This window comes from Acidiphilium sp. 34-64-41, from assembly GCF_002282635.1.
Lineage (GTDB): Bacteria > Pseudomonadota > Alphaproteobacteria > Acetobacterales > Acetobacteraceae > Acidiphilium > Acidiphilium rubrum.
The window spans coordinates 46,332-64,653 of record NZ_NCJX01000011.1 but is presented as its reverse complement, the minus strand read 5'-3'; the positions used below and the strand labels follow the sequence as shown (position 1 = coordinate 64,653).

The following is an 18,322-nucleotide window of genomic DNA, read 5'->3' as shown; positions in this document are numbered from 1 at the left end:
GCGGGCGGCGCCGAGGCGCCAACCTATGCCCAGCTTTATTCGGGAGCATGGGTCCACCCCACATGTAGTGGGTGTCTGACTTAACCGGATAGGCACGGAGTGAACATTGGTCTGTCAAGTGAGGCGGGCAGGGCAGGGGGGGGAGGACTTCTTTTTTTGTAAAAAAAGAAGCAAAAAAACTTTTATTCGCTGGCTTCATGCGGCTGAAATCGCTTTAGCCCAGATTAAAAAAAGTTTTTTGCTTCTTTTTTTCAGAAAAGAAGCGCTTTCTTTCTTACTTGAATACGCCGCGTAAATTCGTAATTGTGCAGCGCAATATAACGCAAATCAAAAACTCATCAGATCAGCGCTTGTGAGGCCGCGCATTGTGGCGTAAGCGACGAACGTGATGTGGAAACGCACATATAGATGTTCAAAACCGGCGTGCGGGCCATGAGCGACACGCTGCGTCAGGCGGAAATCCTCCGCCGTGCCGTCAACGCGCCGGTCTTGCGCGTCCGCGATCTCGCCGCCGAGTTCGGCGTCCACGACATGACGATCAGGCGCGATTTCGATGCGCTGGCGGAGCAGGGATTGATGGAGCGGGTGCGCGGCGGTGCCCGGCTGCGCGAGCGCATGAGCGAGGAACTCAGCCACCAGCTGCGCGCCAGCCGCCACACCGCGGCGAAATCCGCAATCGCCAGGGCCGCCCTCGGTCTGATCGCGCCAGGCGACACGATCGCTTTCGATGCCTCGACCACGGCGTTGCATCTGGTGCGCATGCTCGCCGGGCACGACGTGTCGGCCATCGTCTCCAGCCTGGATGCCGCGAATACGCTCGCCGCCGCCGGCGTCGATTTCGTGCTGGTCGGCGGTGCGTTTCACGCCCCGGCGCGCTCCTTCACCGGCGTTCTGTTCGAAGATGTCATGGCCCGCCTGCACCCCGACAAGGTGTTCTTTTCCACCAGGGGATTTCACGCCGGACTCGGCCTGACCGATTCCCATCTGCCCGAGGTCGGTGCCAAACGCGCCATGCTGCGTTCGGGCGCAACCGCGATCGCGCTGATCGACTCTTCGAAATTCGGCAGGCGGGCGCTGGCAACCATCGCGACGTTGACTGAGCTCGACATCGTCATCACCGATGCGATGCCGGCCGAGGCCGATCTCGCAGCCCTGGAAGCAGCCGATATCCGGCTGATCGTCGCGGAGGATTGATGGACGACGCAATTTTCATCGCGCGGCTCGATGCGCAGATCATCGAAACGCCAAGCTGGGCGTTCGGCAACACGGGCACCCGCTTCAAAACCTTCGCCGCCCCCGGTGCCGCGCGCAGCGTGTGGGAAAAAATCGAGGACGCGGCAGAGGTTCACCGCATGACCGGCATCGCTCCCCGCGTTGCGCTGCATATCCCGTGGGACAAGGTGGACGATGCCGCAGCCCTCGGCCGCTTCGCTGCCGAACGCGGCATCACGATCGGTGCCATCAACCCCAATCTGTTCCAGGACGAGGATTATCGCCTCGGCTCGCTCACCCACCCCGATGCCCGAATTCGCGACAAGGCCATGGCCCATCTGCATGATTGCGTTGCGATCATGCAGCAAACTAGCGCCCGCGATCTCAGCCTGTGGTTCGCGGACGGCACCAATTACGCCGGTCAGGACGACATCCGCGCCCGGCGTCGGCGCCTGCGCGCCGGGCTGCAAGCCTGCGCCGACATCCTGCCGGAAGGTGCGCGTATGCTGATCGAATACAAATTCTTCGAGCCCGCCTTCTATTATACCGATCTGGCCGATTGGGGTGCCGCATTGCTGCATGCGCAGGCGCTCGGCCCGCAGGCGCAGGTACTGGTCGATCTCGGTCACCACGCGCAGGGCGCCAATATCGAATCCATCGTCGCCATTCTGCTCGATGAAGGCAAGCTCGGCGGCTTTCACTTCAACGCCCGGCGCTACGCCGACGACGATCTGATCGTCGGGTCGACCAACCCGCTCGAACTCTTCCTGATCTACGCCGAACTGGTTGCGGCCGCCGACGATCCGGCAACCGAAGCCTGTGCCCGCGGTGTTAGCTACATGATCGATCAGAGCTTCAACATCGAAGCGAAGATCGAAGGCATGATCATGAGTATTCTGAATTGCCAGGAAGCCTATGCGAAGGCTCTGCTGATCGATCGCGCCGGCCTCGCCGCCGCGCAGGCAGAGGGCGATGCGTTGGGCGCGCACCGCATTTTGCTCGATGCCTTCCGCACCGATGTCCGCCCGCGTCTCGCCGCCTGGCGGCGCGGCCACAACCTGCCCGAAGACCCTTTGCGCGCCCATCGCGAGGGCGATTATCTGCGGGCGATCAAACGCGACCGCGGCGTTATCGCGACCGGCGGCGGCTATGGCGACTAACCCGATCATGAGGCTCCGATGAACGATACCGATCAACGCTGCCCCACCTGGCCAGCATCCCAACCGCCGGCCGGCGAGGGGCTGGCGGCACTCGCCCACCGCTCCCGCCTGCTCGGCGCGGATCGCCGCATTGTGAATATTTTCGGGGGCAATACCTCGGTCAAATCGATCGAGCGCGATCACCTCGGCCGCGGGACGCCGGTGCTCTGGGTCAAGGCTTCCGGCAGCGATCTCGCCTCGATCGAGCCGAAGCATTTCGCCGGCCTCCGCCTCGATGATATCGAACCGCTGTTCGCCCGCCCCACCATGTCCGATGGAGACATGACTGCCTATCTTGACCGTTGCGCCTTCGAACCGGGGCGGCCGCGCCAGAGCATTGAAACCCTGCTGCACGCCTTCACTCCGGCACCGCATGTCGATCACACCCATCCCGATGCGATCATCGCGATTGCGTGCAGCCCGAACGGCGAGGCGCTGATGCACCAGGTGTTCGGCAAAAGGGCGGCGTTCGTGCCTTATATCCGCCCGGGGTTCGATCTCTCGAAACAGATCGGTGCAGCCGTGCGCAACAATCCGGACCTCGAATGCGTCGTCATGGGCAAGCACGGTCTGGTCACCTGGGGTGACACCGCGGCGGCCTGCTATGCCAGCACGCTGCGGATCATCGGTGAAGCCGAAGCATTTCTCGCGGCAAAAGCGAACCCATCGCCCTTCGGTGCTACCACGATCACGCGCGTGTCCGCCGCCGAGCGGGACACGCTGCTGACCCAGGTGCTGCCGGTGATTCGCGGCGCGATCAGCCAGGATCGGAGCATGATCCTCAGCGTCGATTCCAGCGACGATGTGCTGAATTTCACCACCAGCGCCCAATGTGCAGCGCTTGCCATGCGCGGCGCCGCCTGCCCGGACCATCTGGTCCACACCAAGCGCGTGCCGCTGTTGCTCGACTGGCAGCCCGACCACGGTGCCGGCGCCCTGATCACGGCAGCCACCGCTGGCATCGCGCGGTTCGTCAGCGATTATCGGGATTATTTCCAATCCCACGCCCAACCCGGCGATACGATGGCCGCGCCCTGGCCCCGCATCATTCTCATCCCCGGCGTCGGCATGGTCACCACCGGCCCCGATGCCTTCGCCGCCGAAGTCTCCCGCCAGTTGTATCGCCGCGCCATCGCGGTGATGCGCCATGCCGATGTGGTCGGCGGCTTCGAAACGCTCGACGCCGCCGAGAGCTTCGCCATCGAATACTGGCCGCTCGAACTCTACAAACTCTCGCTGAAACCGCCGCCGAAGCCGCTCGATGGCCATGTCGCGCTGATCACCGGTGCGGCCAGCGGGATCGGCCGCGCCGCCGCCGCGCGCCTCGCGCGGGATGGCGCGCATGTCGTCATTGCCGATCGCAATGCCGAGGGCAGTACCGAAGTCGCCGCCGCGCTCACCGCCCGCCACGGATTTCACCGCGCGATCGCCACGCCGATGGACGTGACCAGCGAAGCCGCGGTCGATGCGGCCTTCACCGCCGCGACACTCGCTTACGGCGGGGTCGATATCGTGGTGAACAACGCCGGCATCAGCAAAAGCGACCCGATCGAGGCGACCAGCCTGGCCGACTGGCAATTGATGTTCGACATTCTGGCCACCGGCTATTTCCTGGTCGCCCGTGCCGCGTTTCGCGTGCTGCGCCGGCAGGCTTGCGGCGGCGCGCTGGTGTTTGTCGCCAGTAAAAACGCGGTCGCCGCCGGGCGCAACGCCGGCGCCTATTCGGCCGCGAAGGCGGCGGAACTGCACCTCGCCCGCTGCCTCGCCGAGGAAGGCGGCGGTGCGGGCATTCGCGTCAACACAGTGCTGCCGGATGCCGTGCTGTCCGGCTCTTCGATCTGGAACTCATCCTGGCGGGCCGACCGTGCCGCCACTTACGGCATCGCCGAGACGGAGCTTGAAGCGCATTATCGCGCGCGCACCACGCTCAAGGTCAACGTCCTGCCGGACGATGTCGCTGAAGCCATCGCGTTTTTCGCCTCCGCGGCGTCGCTGAAAACTACCGGCGGCGTACTGACGGTCGATGGCGGCGTGCCCGCCGCCTATGTCCGGTAGTCCTGCGCGCCACATCGCGATCGACCTTGGTGCATCCGGCGGGCGGGTCGCGCTCGGCGCGGTCGAAGGCGGCCGGCTGAGCTTCGATATCCTGCACCGGTTTCCCAATCGCGCGGTGCCGCTCGGCGCCAGCCTGTATTGGGACATGCTCGAACTCTGGCGCGAAATTCGCCATGGACTTCGCATCGCGTCCGGCCAGGGGCCGGTGGCGAGCATCGGCGTGACCACCTGGGGGGTCGATTACGCGCTGTTCGATGCCGATGCGCTGCCGATCGGCATGGTCCACAGCCACCGCGACCGCCGGACCGAGGGCGTGATCGACACGCTCGATGAAACCATGCCGCGCGCCGATTTATATCAGGCGACCGGCGTGCAATTTCTGCCGATCAACACGCTCCCGCAACTCCTGGCCGCAAAGCGCGCGTCGCCTGACCTGTTCAGCCGGGCGACCCGCTTCCTGATGCTGCCGGACCTGATCCATTACTGGCTGTGCGGGGTCGTGGCCTGCGAACACACCAACGCCAGCACCACCCAACTCTACGATCCGGTCCGGCGCGACTGGTCGAACACGGTACTGACCGCGTTCGGCATCCCGCGCGCCATGTTTCCCGATCTGGTCGAGCCCGGCACCATCCTTGGCCCGCTGCTGCCCGCCATCGCCGCGGACACCGGCCTCGTCGGCACCATCGTCATCGCCCCCGCCACCCATGATACCGCGAGCGCGATCGCTGCAATCCCGGCCGAGGCGGGCGAGGACTGGGCCTATATTTCGAGCGGAACCTGGTGCCTTGCCGGCATCGAGCGCCCGCGCCCGCTGATCAGCGAGGCCGCCCGCCGCGCCAACATCACCAATGAACAGGGCATCGCCGGCACCACGCGGCTGCTGAAAAACACCAGCGGCCTGTTCATCCTGCAGGAATGCCTGCGCGCCTGGGGCGATCCGCCGATCGAGCCGATTCTGCAAGACGCCGCGGCGCTGTGTTCGGATGTCGCGATCGACCCGACCGAACCCGAGTTCGCACATCCTGGCGTCACCATGCCGGACCGCATCCTCCGCTGGTGCGCCGCCCGCGGCATCGTGCTCGATCCCGCACCCGCTGTGATCACCCGCGCCGTGTTGCGCGGCCTCGCGGCCTCGGTGGCCGCCAGCCTCGCCGAAATCGATCAGGTAGCCAATCACCAGACCAGGCGCATCCACATTGTGGGCGGCGGTTCGCGGATTGACCTGCTGTGCCAGGCGATCGCCGATTGCACCAACGCCACCGTCATCGCCGGCCCGGTTGAGGCGACCACGGCCGGCAATCTGCTGGTGCAGGCCGCCAGCCTCGGGGTTATCGAGCACAATGCGATCCGTACGGTCATGCGGGCCACCGCGGACCTCCGCTGCTTCATTCCAAAAACCCGTTAGCCCATCGGGGCCGATGACTTTGCGACAACGCCGATTTCACTTGACACTGCTGTTTGAATGAATAAAACGTGCGGCAAGATAAAAATTATTCAATCACGGTGGAAACGGTGGCTGTGCGTTCCAGCAGGCGTCTTGGACAGGATGATATCGAGCTCGCAACGCGAGTCGCGTGGCTCTATTACGAATCATCGCTGACCCAGGTTGAAATCGCTGCAAGGCTGGGCTTGCCGCAAACCCGCGTCCAACGCTTGATTGCCCGCGCCGTGCAGGACGGCATCGTCCGTATTTCGATCAGCGGCGCGTTGGCCAGTTGTGTCGGTCTCGAACAGCAGATCGCCAACGGTTTCGTGCTCGATTTCTGCCGCGTCGTCCCCGCGCCGCCGGACGGCAAAACTCTGTTCTCCTCACTCGGCCGCGCCGGTGCGGACTACCTGACGGATGCGTTTGAACAAGGCCGCCACAGCATCATCGGCGTCGGCCATGGCCGCAGCATCGCCGCATCGATCGATCATCTGGCGCCCGGGTCCTATCCCGATCTCACGGTGGTTTCGGCCCTCGGCGATGTGCCGCGCCGGGTTGGTGCCAACCCGTTCGACGTCATTCATGCGCTTGCCGACAAAACCGGCGCCGCAGCCTATCTGCCGCCGGTGCCGTTCTACGCCAACTCGATCTCCGATCGCGAAATGCTGTTCCGCCAGCGCGGTGTGGTCGAGGCGTTTCAACTGGCGGCGCAGGCGAGCCTGTTCATCGTCGGCATTGGCGAGGTCAAACCCATCGCCTTCCTCGGCATGAGCGGCATGGTGCTGCCCGAAGAATTCGCAACGGCCCGGCGCGATGGCGCCGTTGCTGAACTGCTCGGCTGCTTCTTCGATGAGGCCGGTCAGCGGGTTGAAACCGAACTGCACGACCGGGTCATCGCGCTCGATCCTGAAGTGATGCGCGGCCGCGAAGTTCTGGCCATCGCCGGTGGGCGTGACAAGGTAGCGGCAATCCACGCCGTCCTGAACGCCGGCCTCGCGACGGCGTTGATCACCGACGAAGATACGGCGGCACGGCTGGTCCAGCTGAAGTCCACCCGAAACCCTAAGGTCATGAACGCCTTGTAATATCGTACGTTTAACGCAACAAATAAACCGGAGGAAACAATGACTCAAAAAATCGAAGGTCTGGCGAAAGACTTCATTGCGCGCGGCCTGTCGCGCCGCGATTTCGGGAAACGCGCGGGCATGCTCGGCGTCAGTGCCGCCGCGGTCAATCTCGCGCTTGGCGCCGCCGCAACCGATGCCATGGCAGCGGACTTCAACTGGCAGGCCCATAAAGGCAAGAAACTCCGCCTGCTGCTCGACAAACATCCCTACGCCGACGCCATGATCGCCGATCTGCCCCATTTCAAGGCCATGACCGGCATCGATGTCGAATACGATATTTTCCCTGAGGATGTTTATTTCGATAAAGTAACCGCAGTGCTCTCTTCGCACTCAAACCGCTACGACGTGCTGATGACCGGCGCATACCAGACCTGGCAATACGGCCCCGCAACCTGGCTCGTCGATATGAAGCCCTACCTGAACGACGCCACGAAAACATCGCCATCGTATGATTTCAACGGCATCATCGCCAATCTCCGCCAGTCCGATGCGTGGTCGGGCGTTCCAGGCGAAGCCCTGGGCAGTGCCAATGCCAAGCAATGGGCGGTGCCGCTCGGCTTTGAACTTTATAATATCAGCTACAACAAGCGTATCTTTGACAAGCTAAAAATCGAGCCACCAAAAAACCTGCCGGACATGATCGAAATCGGTAGCAAGATCACCAAGGATGCCGGCGGTGCCTACGGTGTCGCGGTGCGCGGCAGCCGTTCATGGGCGACCATTCACCCTGGCTATCTCTCGGCATACACCAACTACGGCGCCAAGGATTTCGATGTCTCTGGCAGCAAACTCACCTCGGCCGTCGCATCCACCGAGTCTAAGGAGATGAACAAGCTCTGGGTGGAAATGATCCAGAAGGCCGGCCCGAAAAACTGGGCGACCTATACCTGGTACGAATGCGCGCAGGATCTCGGCGCCGGCCGCTGCGGCATGATCTATGATGCGAACATCATCGGTTTCTTCGAGAACAGCCCGGGCAACAAGGAGTCTGGCGACATCGGCTATGCCGCGTTCGTGCCGAACCCGAAAATGACGCATTCGACCTCGAACGTCTGGATCTGGTCGCTCGCCATGAGCAGCTTTTCCAAGGAAAAGGACGCGTCTTGGTATTTCATCCAATGGGCGAGCGGCAAGAACTTCGGCATCTATGGCGGCGTCAAGCAAAAACTGGTCGACCCGGTGCGCAACACCACCTGGAAAGACCCCGCATTCAAAGCGCGTCTCGATAAGGATTATGCGGGATTCTACGAGGCTTTCGAGCGATCGCTGCCCGATGCAAAAATCTACTTCACCCCGCAGCCACTGTTTTTCAACGTCACCACCGAATGGGCCGCCATGCTGCAACGCATGGTCGCCAAACAGGTGACGGTTGATGCGGGTCTCGAAAAACTTGCAGCCCACATCGATCACGAAATGAGAAGTGCTGGTATCTGAAGCCGCGGCGGCACGGCGTGGGTCTTTCCCCCCACGCCGTGCCCAACGCCGTCCATCCGGCATTGACGCCAACCAGGCCCGGTCAGGATCGATCCGATGAGTGACACCGCCATCCGTCCCGCACCCGTCGCGGCGCCAAAACTGCGCCGCCGCGCTGCATTATTGCCATATCTGCTCAGCCTGCCCGCGCTGCTCGTGTGCATCGGCATTCTGATCCCGTTTTTCACGGCCGCCTGGTACAGTCTCGAATCCTACAACATGGCGTTCCCGACCGGCCGACACTTCGTCGGCATCGGCAACTACATAGATCTGTTCTCGAGCAGCGAATTCTGGCAGACCATTGCTGTCTCCATGATCTACATGGGAGCCAGCGTCAGTCTCGAACTGCTGCTCGGCCTCGGCATCGCCATGCTGCTGCGCGAACGCACGCGCCTGAACAATGTCATCTCGGTCGCCCTGCTGATGCCACTGATGGTCGCACCGGTCATCGCGTCACTGATCTGGAAGTTGATGACCAATCCGAATTTTGGTGTGTATGCCTGGATCGTCAACGGATTGGGCTTGACCGGCTTCCGCTGGGCCTCGAGCCCGGATACCGCCATGTTCACCGTCGTGTTGATCGATATGTGGGTGAACACCCCGTTCATCATGATCCTGCTGCTCGCCGGACTGCGCAGCCTTCCGACCCAGCCGTTCGAGGCCGCGCGGCTCGACGGCGTGCCGGCTCGTTTCGTGTTCTTTCGCATCACGCTGCCGATGCTGATGCCCTACATCATCACCGCTGCCCTGTTCCGCCTGCTCTCGGCGATACAGGAATTCAGCATCATCTACGGCATGACGCAGGGCGGGCCGGGCGATTCCCTGATGGTCTTTCAAATTCGCTCGTATATCGATTTCTATCAGAACACCAATGTCGGCCGATCCTCGGCGATCCTGATGGTGCTCTGGGCGATCACCTTCGCGCTGTCCAAACTATTCGTCAATCAATGGCATGCGATGCGTCAACGGAGCAAAGCCGGTGCGTGATACCATCCTGAAATCCCTACGCGGCCTGGCACTGACGTTGATCGTGCTATTCTTCATGTTCCCGATCTTCTGGATCGTGGTGATGTCGTTGCAGACCAACACCGAAATCTTGTCGCTGCCGCCAAAGCTGGTGTTCGTCCCCACTCTGATCAACTATGCAGCCCTCATCACCGGGCATCTGAAAACGTCCGTCGGTGAACTGAACATCGCCTTCATGCATAATCTGTGGAATTCGTTCTTCTTGTCTGCCTCGGCCGTGATCATTGCCCTGCTGCTCGGCGTTCCGGCGGCATATGCCTTCGCGCGCTTCAAGTTCCGCCTCGGCGAAGACATGGCCTTCACGCTACTGTCGCTGAAATTCTCGCCACCGTTGCTCGTGCTGCTGCCGCTGTCACTCTATTTCGAGGAAATCCATCTCGACAACACCTATTTCGGACTGATCTGGATTTATCAGTTGATCACCCTGCCGCTCATCCTGTGGATCGTGCGCGGCTATTTCGAAGATGCGAGCCCCGACATCGAATACGCCTACCGCGTCGATGGTCATTCCTGGTTCAAGGGCTTCATCAAGATCGCCATTCCCCTGGCGGGACCGGGCATCGCCGCGGCCGGCCTGCTTGCCTTCATTTTTGCCTGGAACAATTTCATCTTCGCGCTCGTCCTGGCATCGGGCTCGAAGCAGCCGGTCACGCTCGGCGCACTCGCCTTCGTCACGGCATCGGGCATTCAATACGGCCAGATCGCGGCGGCCGTCGTGCTGTCGATCATCCCTACCCTGGCCATCGCCCTCTACGCGCAGCGCTGGCTGGTCGAAGGCCTCAGCCTCGGAGCGGTCAAAGGATGAGCGCGCCCGTGCATGCCGCCCTTGCGGTTACCGGCCTGTCGGTCGCCTACGGCGCCGATCCCGTGCTCGACGCGGTCGATCTCGATGTGCAACCGAATGAACGGGTCGTGCTGTTCGGCCCCTCCGGGGTCGGCAAAACCGTCATGCTGCGCGCCATCGCCGGGCTCGAACCCAACGCCGCCGGCCGCATCCTGCTCGCCGGGCGCGATGTATCGAACGACCCGCCGGAAGCCCGTCACCTCGGCATGGCGTTCCAGAACTTCGCGCTCTACCCGCACATGGCGGCGCTCGAAAACATCGCGAGCCCACTGCGTGCCCAACGGCTCGACGGCGCAACCATCACCCGAAAGGTCGATGCGGTGGCGGCGCTGCTGCGGATCGATCATGTGCTCGATCATTTTCCCCGCCAGCTTTCCAATGGCCAGAAGCAGCGCACCGCGCTCGCGCGTGCTCTGGTCGGCGAGCCCCGCCTGATCCTGTTCGATGATCCACTACGCAACGTCGATGCCAAGCTGCGTTACGAAATGCGCGTCGAACTGCCCCGCCTGCTCGCCCGCCGTGAAACAGCCGCAGTCTACGTCACCCAGGATTTTCGGGAAGCCATGGCGATCGGCGATCGGGTCGCGGTGCTGATCGGCGGCAGGATCGTGCAGTTCGCGACGCCGTCTGATGTCTATGATCGCCCCGCCACCATCGCGACCGCCCGTTTGTTCGGCGACCCGCCGATGAACCTGATCCCAGCCCGCGCCACCGCCCGCGGCAATGCGAGCCGGATTGACGCCGCCGGCCTCGCCTTCGGGTTCGATGCGCCGCCGGTTGCCGAACCGGTGTTCGGCGTGCGCCCGGAGGCGGTTATGCTGCATCCGGCTGGCGGGGCGGGCAGGGTGGCCGCCCAGATCATTGCCATCACGCCGATGAACGAGCGCTTCCTCGTGCTCCTGCGCACCGCCGATGGTGTCGAACTGGTTGCCAGCCACGATACGCCGCCACCCCACGGCACCGCCCTGTTCATCAGCGTCGCGCCCGGTTACGGCGCCTTGTTCGATGCCGAGTCGGGTCACTGCGTCGCGGCGACGCCGGCCGCGCTGGAGATCGCCTCATGAGCCTCAACCTCGCGGCGATCAACAAAATCTACGGCGAGGGGTCGCGCCACCCGGTCCATGCCGTCCGCACCATGGATCTCGATGTGCAGGATGGTGAAATCATCGCCCTGCTCGGCTCCTCGGGCTGCGGCAAAACCTCGACCTTGCGCATGATCGCGGGGTTCGAGGCGGTCAGTAACGGCGAAATCCACCTCGCCGGCCGGCGGATCGATACGTTGCCCCCCGCGCAGCGCGGCGTCGCGATGGCGTTCGAAGGCTATGCACTCTACCCGCCGCTCACCATCGCCGAAAACATCGGCTTCGCGCTCCGCAGCGACAAGGCCCAGGCGAACACGGCATCCGCCCAGGTTCGCGAAGTCGCCGATCTGCTTGAAATCGGCCCGATCCTGCACCGCCGCCCGAACGGTCTGTCCGGCGGCCAGCAGCAACGCGCCTCGCTGGCCCGCGCCCTGATCCGTCACGCCGATCTACACCTGCTCGACGAACCAATGGGCCAGTTGGAGCCGCAGTTGCGGGCCATTTTGCGCGGCCGCGTCAAGGCCCGCATCAAGGAGCGGGGCTACACCGCGGTTCTGGTCACGCACGACCAGGGCGAAGCCACCGCAATGGCGGACCGCATCGCGGTGATGGAGGCGGGCGCGCTCCAGCAATACGCCACCCCCGCCGCCCTGCGTGACCGGCCGGCCAATCTGTTCGTCGCGACGTTTTTTGGCGAACCGCCGATGAACACGCTGCAGGGCATCGTGACCGATCGCGGGTACGACGCGCTCGACGAATCCGGCGCCGTCGCTTTGCGCATTCCGCTCGCAACCCCGCGCACCCTCACGCTCGGGCAGCGCGTCGTGCTCGGGCTGCGGCCCCACCGGCTGCAACTGCACCTGGCGGATTATCAGGGCGTGCTGGTCTCGAACCAGTGGCTGGGCGATCAGGCGCATGTCGCCATCGAAGTTGCCGGCCGCACCCTCACAGCCATCCACAACACCCGCGTCGCCGCACGGTTGGGCGATACCATCCATTTCGGGTTCGACCCGGTCGATCTGCATATTTTCGATGCCGCCAGCGGCATCGCCCTCGCGCACGGAGCCATCGCATGACCACCGAACCCCGCATCATCGCCCTCGATGCCGGCACCTCCATGCTCAAGGCGGTCGCCTTCGATCTGGCCGGCCAGCCGGTCGCGATCGAGAGCCGGCCCAACCGCTATCGCGAAGCACCAGGCGGCCTCGCCGAACAGGACATGGCGCAAACCTGGGAGGATGCGGCGGCCACCATCGCCGCCCTGGTCGCCCGGCTCGATGGCGCGCCCGTCGCGGGCCTCGCCATCACCGGCCAGGGCGACGGTACGTGGCTGATCGATGCCGCGGGCGCCCCGGTCGGGCCCGCCCTGCTCTGGCTCGATGGCCGGGCCGGCCCGATCGTCGAGCGCATCCGCGCGAGCGAGGCCGGCCCCGCCATCTTCGCCGAGTCCGGTACCGGCCCAGCCGCCTGCCAGCAGGCCGGCCAATTGCTGTGGCTGGCCGCCAACCGCCCCGACCAGCTTGCCCACGCCACCACTGCGTTCCATTGCAAGGACTGGATTTATTTCAACCTCACCGGCGTCCGTGCGACCGATCCGTCTGAGGCGTGCTTCACCTTCGGGTCCTGGCGCACCCGGGCCTATTCGCCGGTCACCATCGCCGGCTATGCGCTCGAACCCTACCGCCATCTGCTCCCGCCGATCGTCGATGGCATGACGACGCAGCACGCGCTCACCCAAGCCGCCGCTGCAAGCCTCGGCCTCGCGGCGGGCACACCGGTGGTGCTCGGCTATGTCGATGTGCTGTGCAGTGCGCTGGGCGCGGGCATCTATGGCACCGGCGCCGATTGCGGCACCTCCATCATCGGTAGCACCGGCATGAACATCCGCCTCGCCGACGATGATTTCGAGCGCGAAGCCGGCGCGCCGCTGAGCGGCTATCGCATGGTGTTTCCGGTCAAGGGCAAGACCGCGCTGCTGCAATCGACCCTCGCCGCCACGCTCAACATCGACTGGCTGGTCGGCATCGCCGATCAGGCGGTCAAACTCGCCGGCCACCCGTCCGATCACGGCGCCATGTTGCGCGCCCTCGACGAACAGGTACTCGCCGCGCCGCCGGCGCGCGCCGTCTATCACCCCTATATTTCAGCGGCCGGCGAACGCGGGCCGTTCACCAATTCGAACGCCCGCGCCAGCCTCGCCGGGATCGACCGCAGCCTCGACCTGACCGGCCTGATGCGCACGATCTACGAAGGTCTCGCCCTTGCCGCGGCCGATTGCTACGCCGCGATCGGCGGCGCACCGGACATGATCAGCATAACCGGTGGTGCGTCCCGTTCGGTCGCGATGCGCCGGATCTTTGCCGCGATGCTCAACCGCCCGGTGCGGATCATCAAGGAACACGGCAGCGGTGCGCTGGGTGCGGCCATGATCGCCGCCGTCTCGCTCGGCATCGCGCCCAGCATGGATGATTGCGCCCGCGCCTGGGTCGCCCCGCTGCTCGGCGCGCCCGAACCGCCCGATCCCGCGCTCGCCGAGCATTACGCCCCGCTGCTGCCCATCTATCAGGCCGCCCGTGACGCCGCGCCGCCGTTCTGGCACCAGTTCGCCGGTTTCACGGAGACGAGGCATGGATAACCCAGCGCGCGACTGCGCGGTGATCGGCGATCATTTCATGCGCCCGGCGGCGTTCGAGCAGGCCATCCGCGCCGCGTGCGGCGATGCGGTGGCGCTCCGCTCGATGACGCTGCCTTGGCCCGACCTGCCGATGGAGCATGGCTATGCCACGCCGGGCATGGACGGGTTGAAGGAATACCAGGGCGATCCCGCAATCATCGCCGGTTTTGTCGGCGATGCGGAAATCCTGGTCACCCATCTCGCTCCGGTCTCGGCGCAGATGCTCGAACGGATGCCGCGCCTGCGGTTGATTGCAGTGTCGCGCGGCGGCCCGGTCAATATCGACATGCAGGCTGCCCGGCTGCGCCAGATCCGCGTGGTCAACACCCCCGGCCGCAATGCCGGCGCGGTGGCCGAATTCACCATCGGCGCCATCCTCTCGCAAACCCGCCTGATCGGCGCCGGTCATGACAGTCTGCGCCGGCAGGACTGGCGCGGCGATCTGTACCGCGCCGATCGCACCGGCCGCGAACTGTCCGAAATGACCGTCGGCGTGATTGGCTACGGCCAGATCGGCACGCGCGTCGTGCGCCTGCTCAAGCCGTTCGGCTGCCGCATCCTGGTGCACGATCCCTACGTGCCGCTCGATCCGGCGGATATTGCCGACGGCGTCAGCCCCGCCACGCTCGAAACCCTGCTCGCGCAAGCCGATGTCGTCACGCTGCACGCCCGCGTCACCGCCGAGACCACGGGATTGATGAACGCGCAGCGCATCGGCGCGATGAGGCGGGGTGCCTATCTGGTCAACACCGCGCGGGGCCCGCTGGTCGATTATCCGGCGCTCACCGCCGCGCTGCGCGACCATCACCTGGCCGGCGCCGCGCTCGATACCTTTGCGGTCGAGCCGGTCCCGCCAGACTGGCCGTTGCTGAGCCTGCCGAACGTGACCATCACGCCGCACATCGCCGGCGCGTCGGTCAAGACCGTCACCATCGCCGCCGCCGCCGCGGCCGAGGAACTCCGCCGTTTCCTCGCCGGCGAACCACCCCGCAACCCGTGTTGACGAACCGCCCCCTAACCCAAGGTGACCACACATGAACGAACGCGACCTGCGCGAATCCCTGATCCATGCCTGCCAGCAAATGAACGCGCTCGGCATCAACCAGGGCACCTCCGGCAACATCAGCATCCGCCACGGCGACACCATGCTGATCTCGCCATCCGCGACGCCCTACCACCTGATCGAGCCCGACATGGTGGCCGCCATGCCAATCGAGGGTGAGTACGGCAGCTGGAGCGGCCCGAAAAAACCTTCGACCGAGTGGCGCTTTCATCTCGATATCATGCGCGCCCGGCCCGATGTTCACGCCATCGTCCATAGCCATCCCACGTTCGCGACCACGCTCGCGATCGCGCGTAAACCGATCGAGGCCTGCCACTACATGGTCGCCGCCTTCGGCAGCACCGATATCCGTTGCGCGCCCTACGCGACGTTCGGCACCAAGGAACTCTCGGTGCACGCCCTCGCCGCCCTGCAGGACCGCATGGGCTGCCTGCTTGCCAACCACGGCATGATCGCCCTGGGTGAAACGCTCGACAAAGCCATGTGGCGCGCGGTCGAACTCGAAACCATCGCCCGGCAGTATTACTATGCGCTGCTGCTCGGCCAGCCGCATATCCTGTCCGCCGCCGATATCGATGCCACGCTCGATCAATTCGCCGGCTACGGCATCCAGGACGACGCCCCAGCGAGTGCCGCATGAGTCCAGACTACGATCTCGTCGTCATCGGCGGCGGCATCAACGGCGCGGGCATCGCGCGCGATGCCGCCGGGCGGGGCCTGAAAACCCTGCTCTGCGAGAAGGGCGATTTCGGCCAGGGCACCTCGTCGCGCTCGGGCAAACTGGTCCACGGCGGTCTGCGCTACCTGGAATATTACGAATTCCGCCTGGTTCGCGAGGCATTGATCGAGCGCGAGGTTCTGCTCCGCGCGGCACCGCACATCGTCTGGCCGATGCGGTTCGTCCTGCCGCACAGCCCCGAGCAACGCCCGGCCTGGATGGTGCGGCTCGGGCTGTTTTTGTACGACCATCTGGGCGGGCGCAACCTGCTGCCGGCAAGCCGTTCGCTCGATCTGCGGCGCGCACCGGAAGGTGCTCCCATCCGCCCGACCTTCCCGAGCGGTTTTGAATATTCCGATTGCTGGGTCGACGATGCACGCCTCGTCATCCTTAACGTGTGCGATGCCGCCGACCGTGGTGCCACCATCCGCGTCCGCACCGCCGCAACCTCGGCCCGCCGCGCCGATGGGTTGTGGTCGGTCACGCTGCGTCACGATGATGGTCCGGTCGAAACGGTCACCGCGCGCATCCTGGTCAACGCGGCCGGCCCCTGGGTCGCCGATATCATGCAGGGCGTCGTCGGTCTGAACACGCCCGCCAAGGTCCGGTTGGTCAAGGGCAGCCACATCATCGTCCGCAAATTCTGGGACGGGCCGCAGGCCTATCTGCTCCAGAACGACGACAAACGGGTGATCTTCGTCAACCCGTACGAAGATGGTTCATATGAAACCGGGCTCTGCCTGATCGGCACCACCGATATCCCCTACGAGGGCGATGCCGATGCGGTCAGCGTCGATGCGAGCGAGCGCCATTATCTGCTGCGCGTGGTCAATCGCTACATGAACACGCAACTGACCGTTGACGACATCGTCAGCGAGTTCGCCGGCATCCGGCCCCTGTACGACGATCAGGCGGCGAATCCCTCCGCCGTCACCCGCGACTATGTGTTCGATATCGACCACCGCCCCGGCGATGCCCCCCTGCTGTCGGTGTTCGGCGGCAAGATCACCACCTATCGCAAGCTGGCCGAACACGCGCTCGACAAGCTGACCCCCTTCATCGCTACGGCCGGTCCGGTCTGGACCGATCGCGCGCCGCTGCCCGGCGGCGACATGCCCGATGCCGATTTCGACCGGTTCCTGCGCGAATTATCCCGCGACTACCAATTCCTGCCGGCGTCGCTCGCCCGCCATTACGCCCGCCTCTACGGCACCAGGGCGCGCACCCTGCTCGGCACCGCCGATGCCATGGCCAGCCTCGGCCGGCATTTCGGCGGCCTGCTCTATGAAATCGAGGCGCGTTATCTCCGGCATACCGAATGGGCCCGTCGCGCCGATGACATCCTGAGCCGCCGCACCAAGCACGGCTTGCACCTCACCCAGGCGGAACAGGCGGATTTCAGTGTATGGATGGGCCAGCAATCATGAACGACGCGCCACACCGCACGGCCGAGGCTCTCGCTGAACTCGCCGCCGCCTCGACCATGCTCGGCGCCGACCCCCTGCGCGTCCAGGCCGCGGGCGGCAACACCTCGCTCAAGCTCGACGATACACTGTGGATCAAGGCCTCTGGTCAATGGCTGGCTGATGCCGCAGAGCGCGACATCATGGTGCCGGTCGCGCTCAGCGCCTTGTGCGAGGCGTTCGGCCGGGGCGACGATGTCGAAAACGCCAACCGCTTTCTACGCGGCACAGCCGCGCTCCGCCCCTCGATCGAAACCGCGATGCACGCGCTGCTGCCCGATCGCGTCGTGCTGCATGTTCATTGCGTCGCGACCATCGCCGTCGCGGTGCGCCACGATGCCAAGGCCCGGCTCGACGTGGCGCTCGGCGACCTGCGCTGGACCTTCATCCCTTATGTCCGGCCCGGCCAGCCGCTCGCCGAAGCCGTCGCCGCGCGCCCTGGGTTCGACATCTACGTGCTCGGCAACCACGGCCTGACGGTCTGCGCCGCGACGGTTGCCGCTGCCTGCGCCCTGCTCGACGCGGTTGCCCGCCGCCTCGCTGTCCGACCCCGCATCGCCCCGCCGCCCGATCGCGCACGCCTTGCCGCGGTTGCGCAGGGCACCGAATACCAAATCGCACCCGAAACGCTGCACGGCATCGCCACCGACAGCGCCAGCCTTGCCGCCGCCCGCACCGGCTCGCTCTACCCTGACCACGTCATCTTTCTGGGACCGGGGATTACCGAATCACCCGAATCCGGCGCGCCGCTGATCATCGTGGCCGGCGCCGGGGCCCTGATCCGCCGCGACATCACCCAAGCCGCCCTGGCCATGGCCGAATGCCTCGCCGCGGTCACCGCCCGGATCGACGCGCAAGCCTCGCTTGTCGCACTGACCCATGACGATGAAGCCGCTCTGCTGGGCTGGGAAGCCGAAACCTACCGCAAGCGGCTCAAGCGATAGACGGCGCTTCCCG

Annotated in this window: 15 protein-coding genes; all 15 read left to right on the top strand. The window is 64.8% G+C overall.

What is annotated here, in order from left to right:
- Positions 1 to 432: 432 nt before the first annotated feature.
- The 15 genes from B7X49_RS03630 (at position 433) to B7X49_RS03560 (ending at position 18,309) form a co-directional block, all read left to right on the top strand.
- Positions 433 to 1,194, top strand: coding sequence for a DeoR/GlpR family DNA-binding transcription regulator (locus B7X49_RS03630; RefSeq protein WP_286703835.1), 762 nt, complete (start codon positions 433 to 435; stop codon positions 1,192 to 1,194).
- Positions 1,194 to 2,372, top strand: a complete 1,179-nt coding sequence (gene rhaI, locus B7X49_RS03625) for an L-rhamnose isomerase (protein ID WP_286703834.1) — start codon at positions 1,194 to 1,196, stop codon at positions 2,370 to 2,372. The genes B7X49_RS03630 and rhaI overlap by 1 nt, the downstream gene beginning before the upstream one ends.
- 18 nt (positions 2,373 to 2,390) lie before the next feature.
- Positions 2,391 to 4,466, top strand: coding sequence for a bifunctional aldolase/short-chain dehydrogenase (locus B7X49_RS03620; protein ID WP_286703833.1), 2,076 nt, complete (start codon positions 2,391 to 2,393; stop codon positions 4,464 to 4,466).
- Complete coding sequence (locus B7X49_RS03615; RefSeq protein ID WP_286703832.1) at positions 4,456 to 5,874, top strand: rhamnulokinase family protein; 1,419 nt, start codon at positions 4,456 to 4,458, stop codon at positions 5,872 to 5,874. The genes B7X49_RS03620 and B7X49_RS03615 overlap by 11 nt, the downstream gene beginning before the upstream one ends.
- Before the next feature lie 107 nt (positions 5,875 to 5,981).
- The gene (locus B7X49_RS03610) at positions 5,982 to 6,980 is read left to right on the top strand and encodes a sugar-binding transcriptional regulator (protein WP_286703831.1); all 999 of its coding nucleotides are present in this window, start codon (positions 5,982 to 5,984) and stop codon (positions 6,978 to 6,980) included.
- A gap of 39 nt (positions 6,981 to 7,019) precedes the next feature.
- On the top strand, positions 7,020 to 8,456 hold the full coding sequence (locus B7X49_RS03605) for an ABC transporter substrate-binding protein (protein ID WP_286703830.1): 1,437 nt from the start codon (positions 7,020 to 7,022) through the stop codon (positions 8,454 to 8,456).
- A gap of 96 nt (positions 8,457 to 8,552) precedes the next feature.
- Positions 8,553 to 9,482, top strand: a complete 930-nt coding sequence (locus B7X49_RS03600; protein ID WP_286703829.1) for a carbohydrate ABC transporter permease — start codon at positions 8,553 to 8,555, stop codon at positions 9,480 to 9,482.
- Complete coding sequence (locus B7X49_RS03595) at positions 9,475 to 10,326, top strand: carbohydrate ABC transporter permease (protein WP_286703828.1); 852 nt, start codon at positions 9,475 to 9,477, stop codon at positions 10,324 to 10,326. The genes B7X49_RS03600 and B7X49_RS03595 overlap by 8 nt, the downstream gene beginning before the upstream one ends.
- Positions 10,323 to 11,429 (top strand): ABC transporter ATP-binding protein, encoded by a 1,107-nt coding sequence (locus B7X49_RS03590; protein ID WP_286703827.1) that lies wholly within the window; start codon positions 10,323 to 10,325, stop codon positions 11,427 to 11,429. Before B7X49_RS03595 ends, B7X49_RS03590 begins: the two co-directional genes overlap by 4 nt.
- Positions 11,426 to 12,523 carry an ABC transporter ATP-binding protein gene (locus B7X49_RS03585; RefSeq protein WP_286703826.1) on the top strand — a complete coding sequence of 366 codons (1,098 nt, stop codon included), beginning with the start codon at positions 11,426 to 11,428 and terminating at the stop codon, positions 12,521 to 12,523. The genes B7X49_RS03590 and B7X49_RS03585 overlap by 4 nt, the downstream gene beginning before the upstream one ends.
- Positions 12,520 to 14,082 carry an FGGY-family carbohydrate kinase gene (locus B7X49_RS03580; protein WP_286703825.1) on the top strand — a complete coding sequence of 521 codons (1,563 nt, stop codon included), beginning with the start codon at positions 12,520 to 12,522 and terminating at the stop codon, positions 14,080 to 14,082. The genes B7X49_RS03585 and B7X49_RS03580 overlap by 4 nt, the downstream gene beginning before the upstream one ends.
- The gene (locus tag B7X49_RS03575) at positions 14,075 to 15,124 is read left to right on the top strand and encodes a 2-hydroxyacid dehydrogenase (protein WP_286703824.1); all 1,050 of its coding nucleotides are present in this window, start codon (positions 14,075 to 14,077) and stop codon (positions 15,122 to 15,124) included. Before B7X49_RS03580 ends, B7X49_RS03575 begins: the two co-directional genes overlap by 8 nt.
- A 31-nt stretch (positions 15,125 to 15,155) precedes the next feature.
- Positions 15,156 to 15,824: a class II aldolase/adducin family protein gene (locus tag B7X49_RS03570; RefSeq protein WP_286703823.1), complete on the top strand. Its 669-nt coding sequence runs from the start codon at positions 15,156 to 15,158 to the stop codon at positions 15,822 to 15,824.
- A complete protein-coding gene (locus tag B7X49_RS03565; RefSeq protein WP_286703822.1) occupies positions 15,821 to 17,329 on the top strand; it encodes a glycerol-3-phosphate dehydrogenase in 1,509 nt (502 codons plus the stop codon). The genes B7X49_RS03570 and B7X49_RS03565 overlap by 4 nt, the downstream gene beginning before the upstream one ends.
- Positions 17,326 to 18,309 (top strand): class II aldolase/adducin family protein, encoded by a 984-nt coding sequence (locus B7X49_RS03560; RefSeq protein WP_286703821.1) that lies wholly within the window; start codon positions 17,326 to 17,328, stop codon positions 18,307 to 18,309. Before B7X49_RS03565 ends, B7X49_RS03560 begins: the two co-directional genes overlap by 4 nt.
- Positions 18,310 to 18,322: the final 13 nt, after the last annotated feature.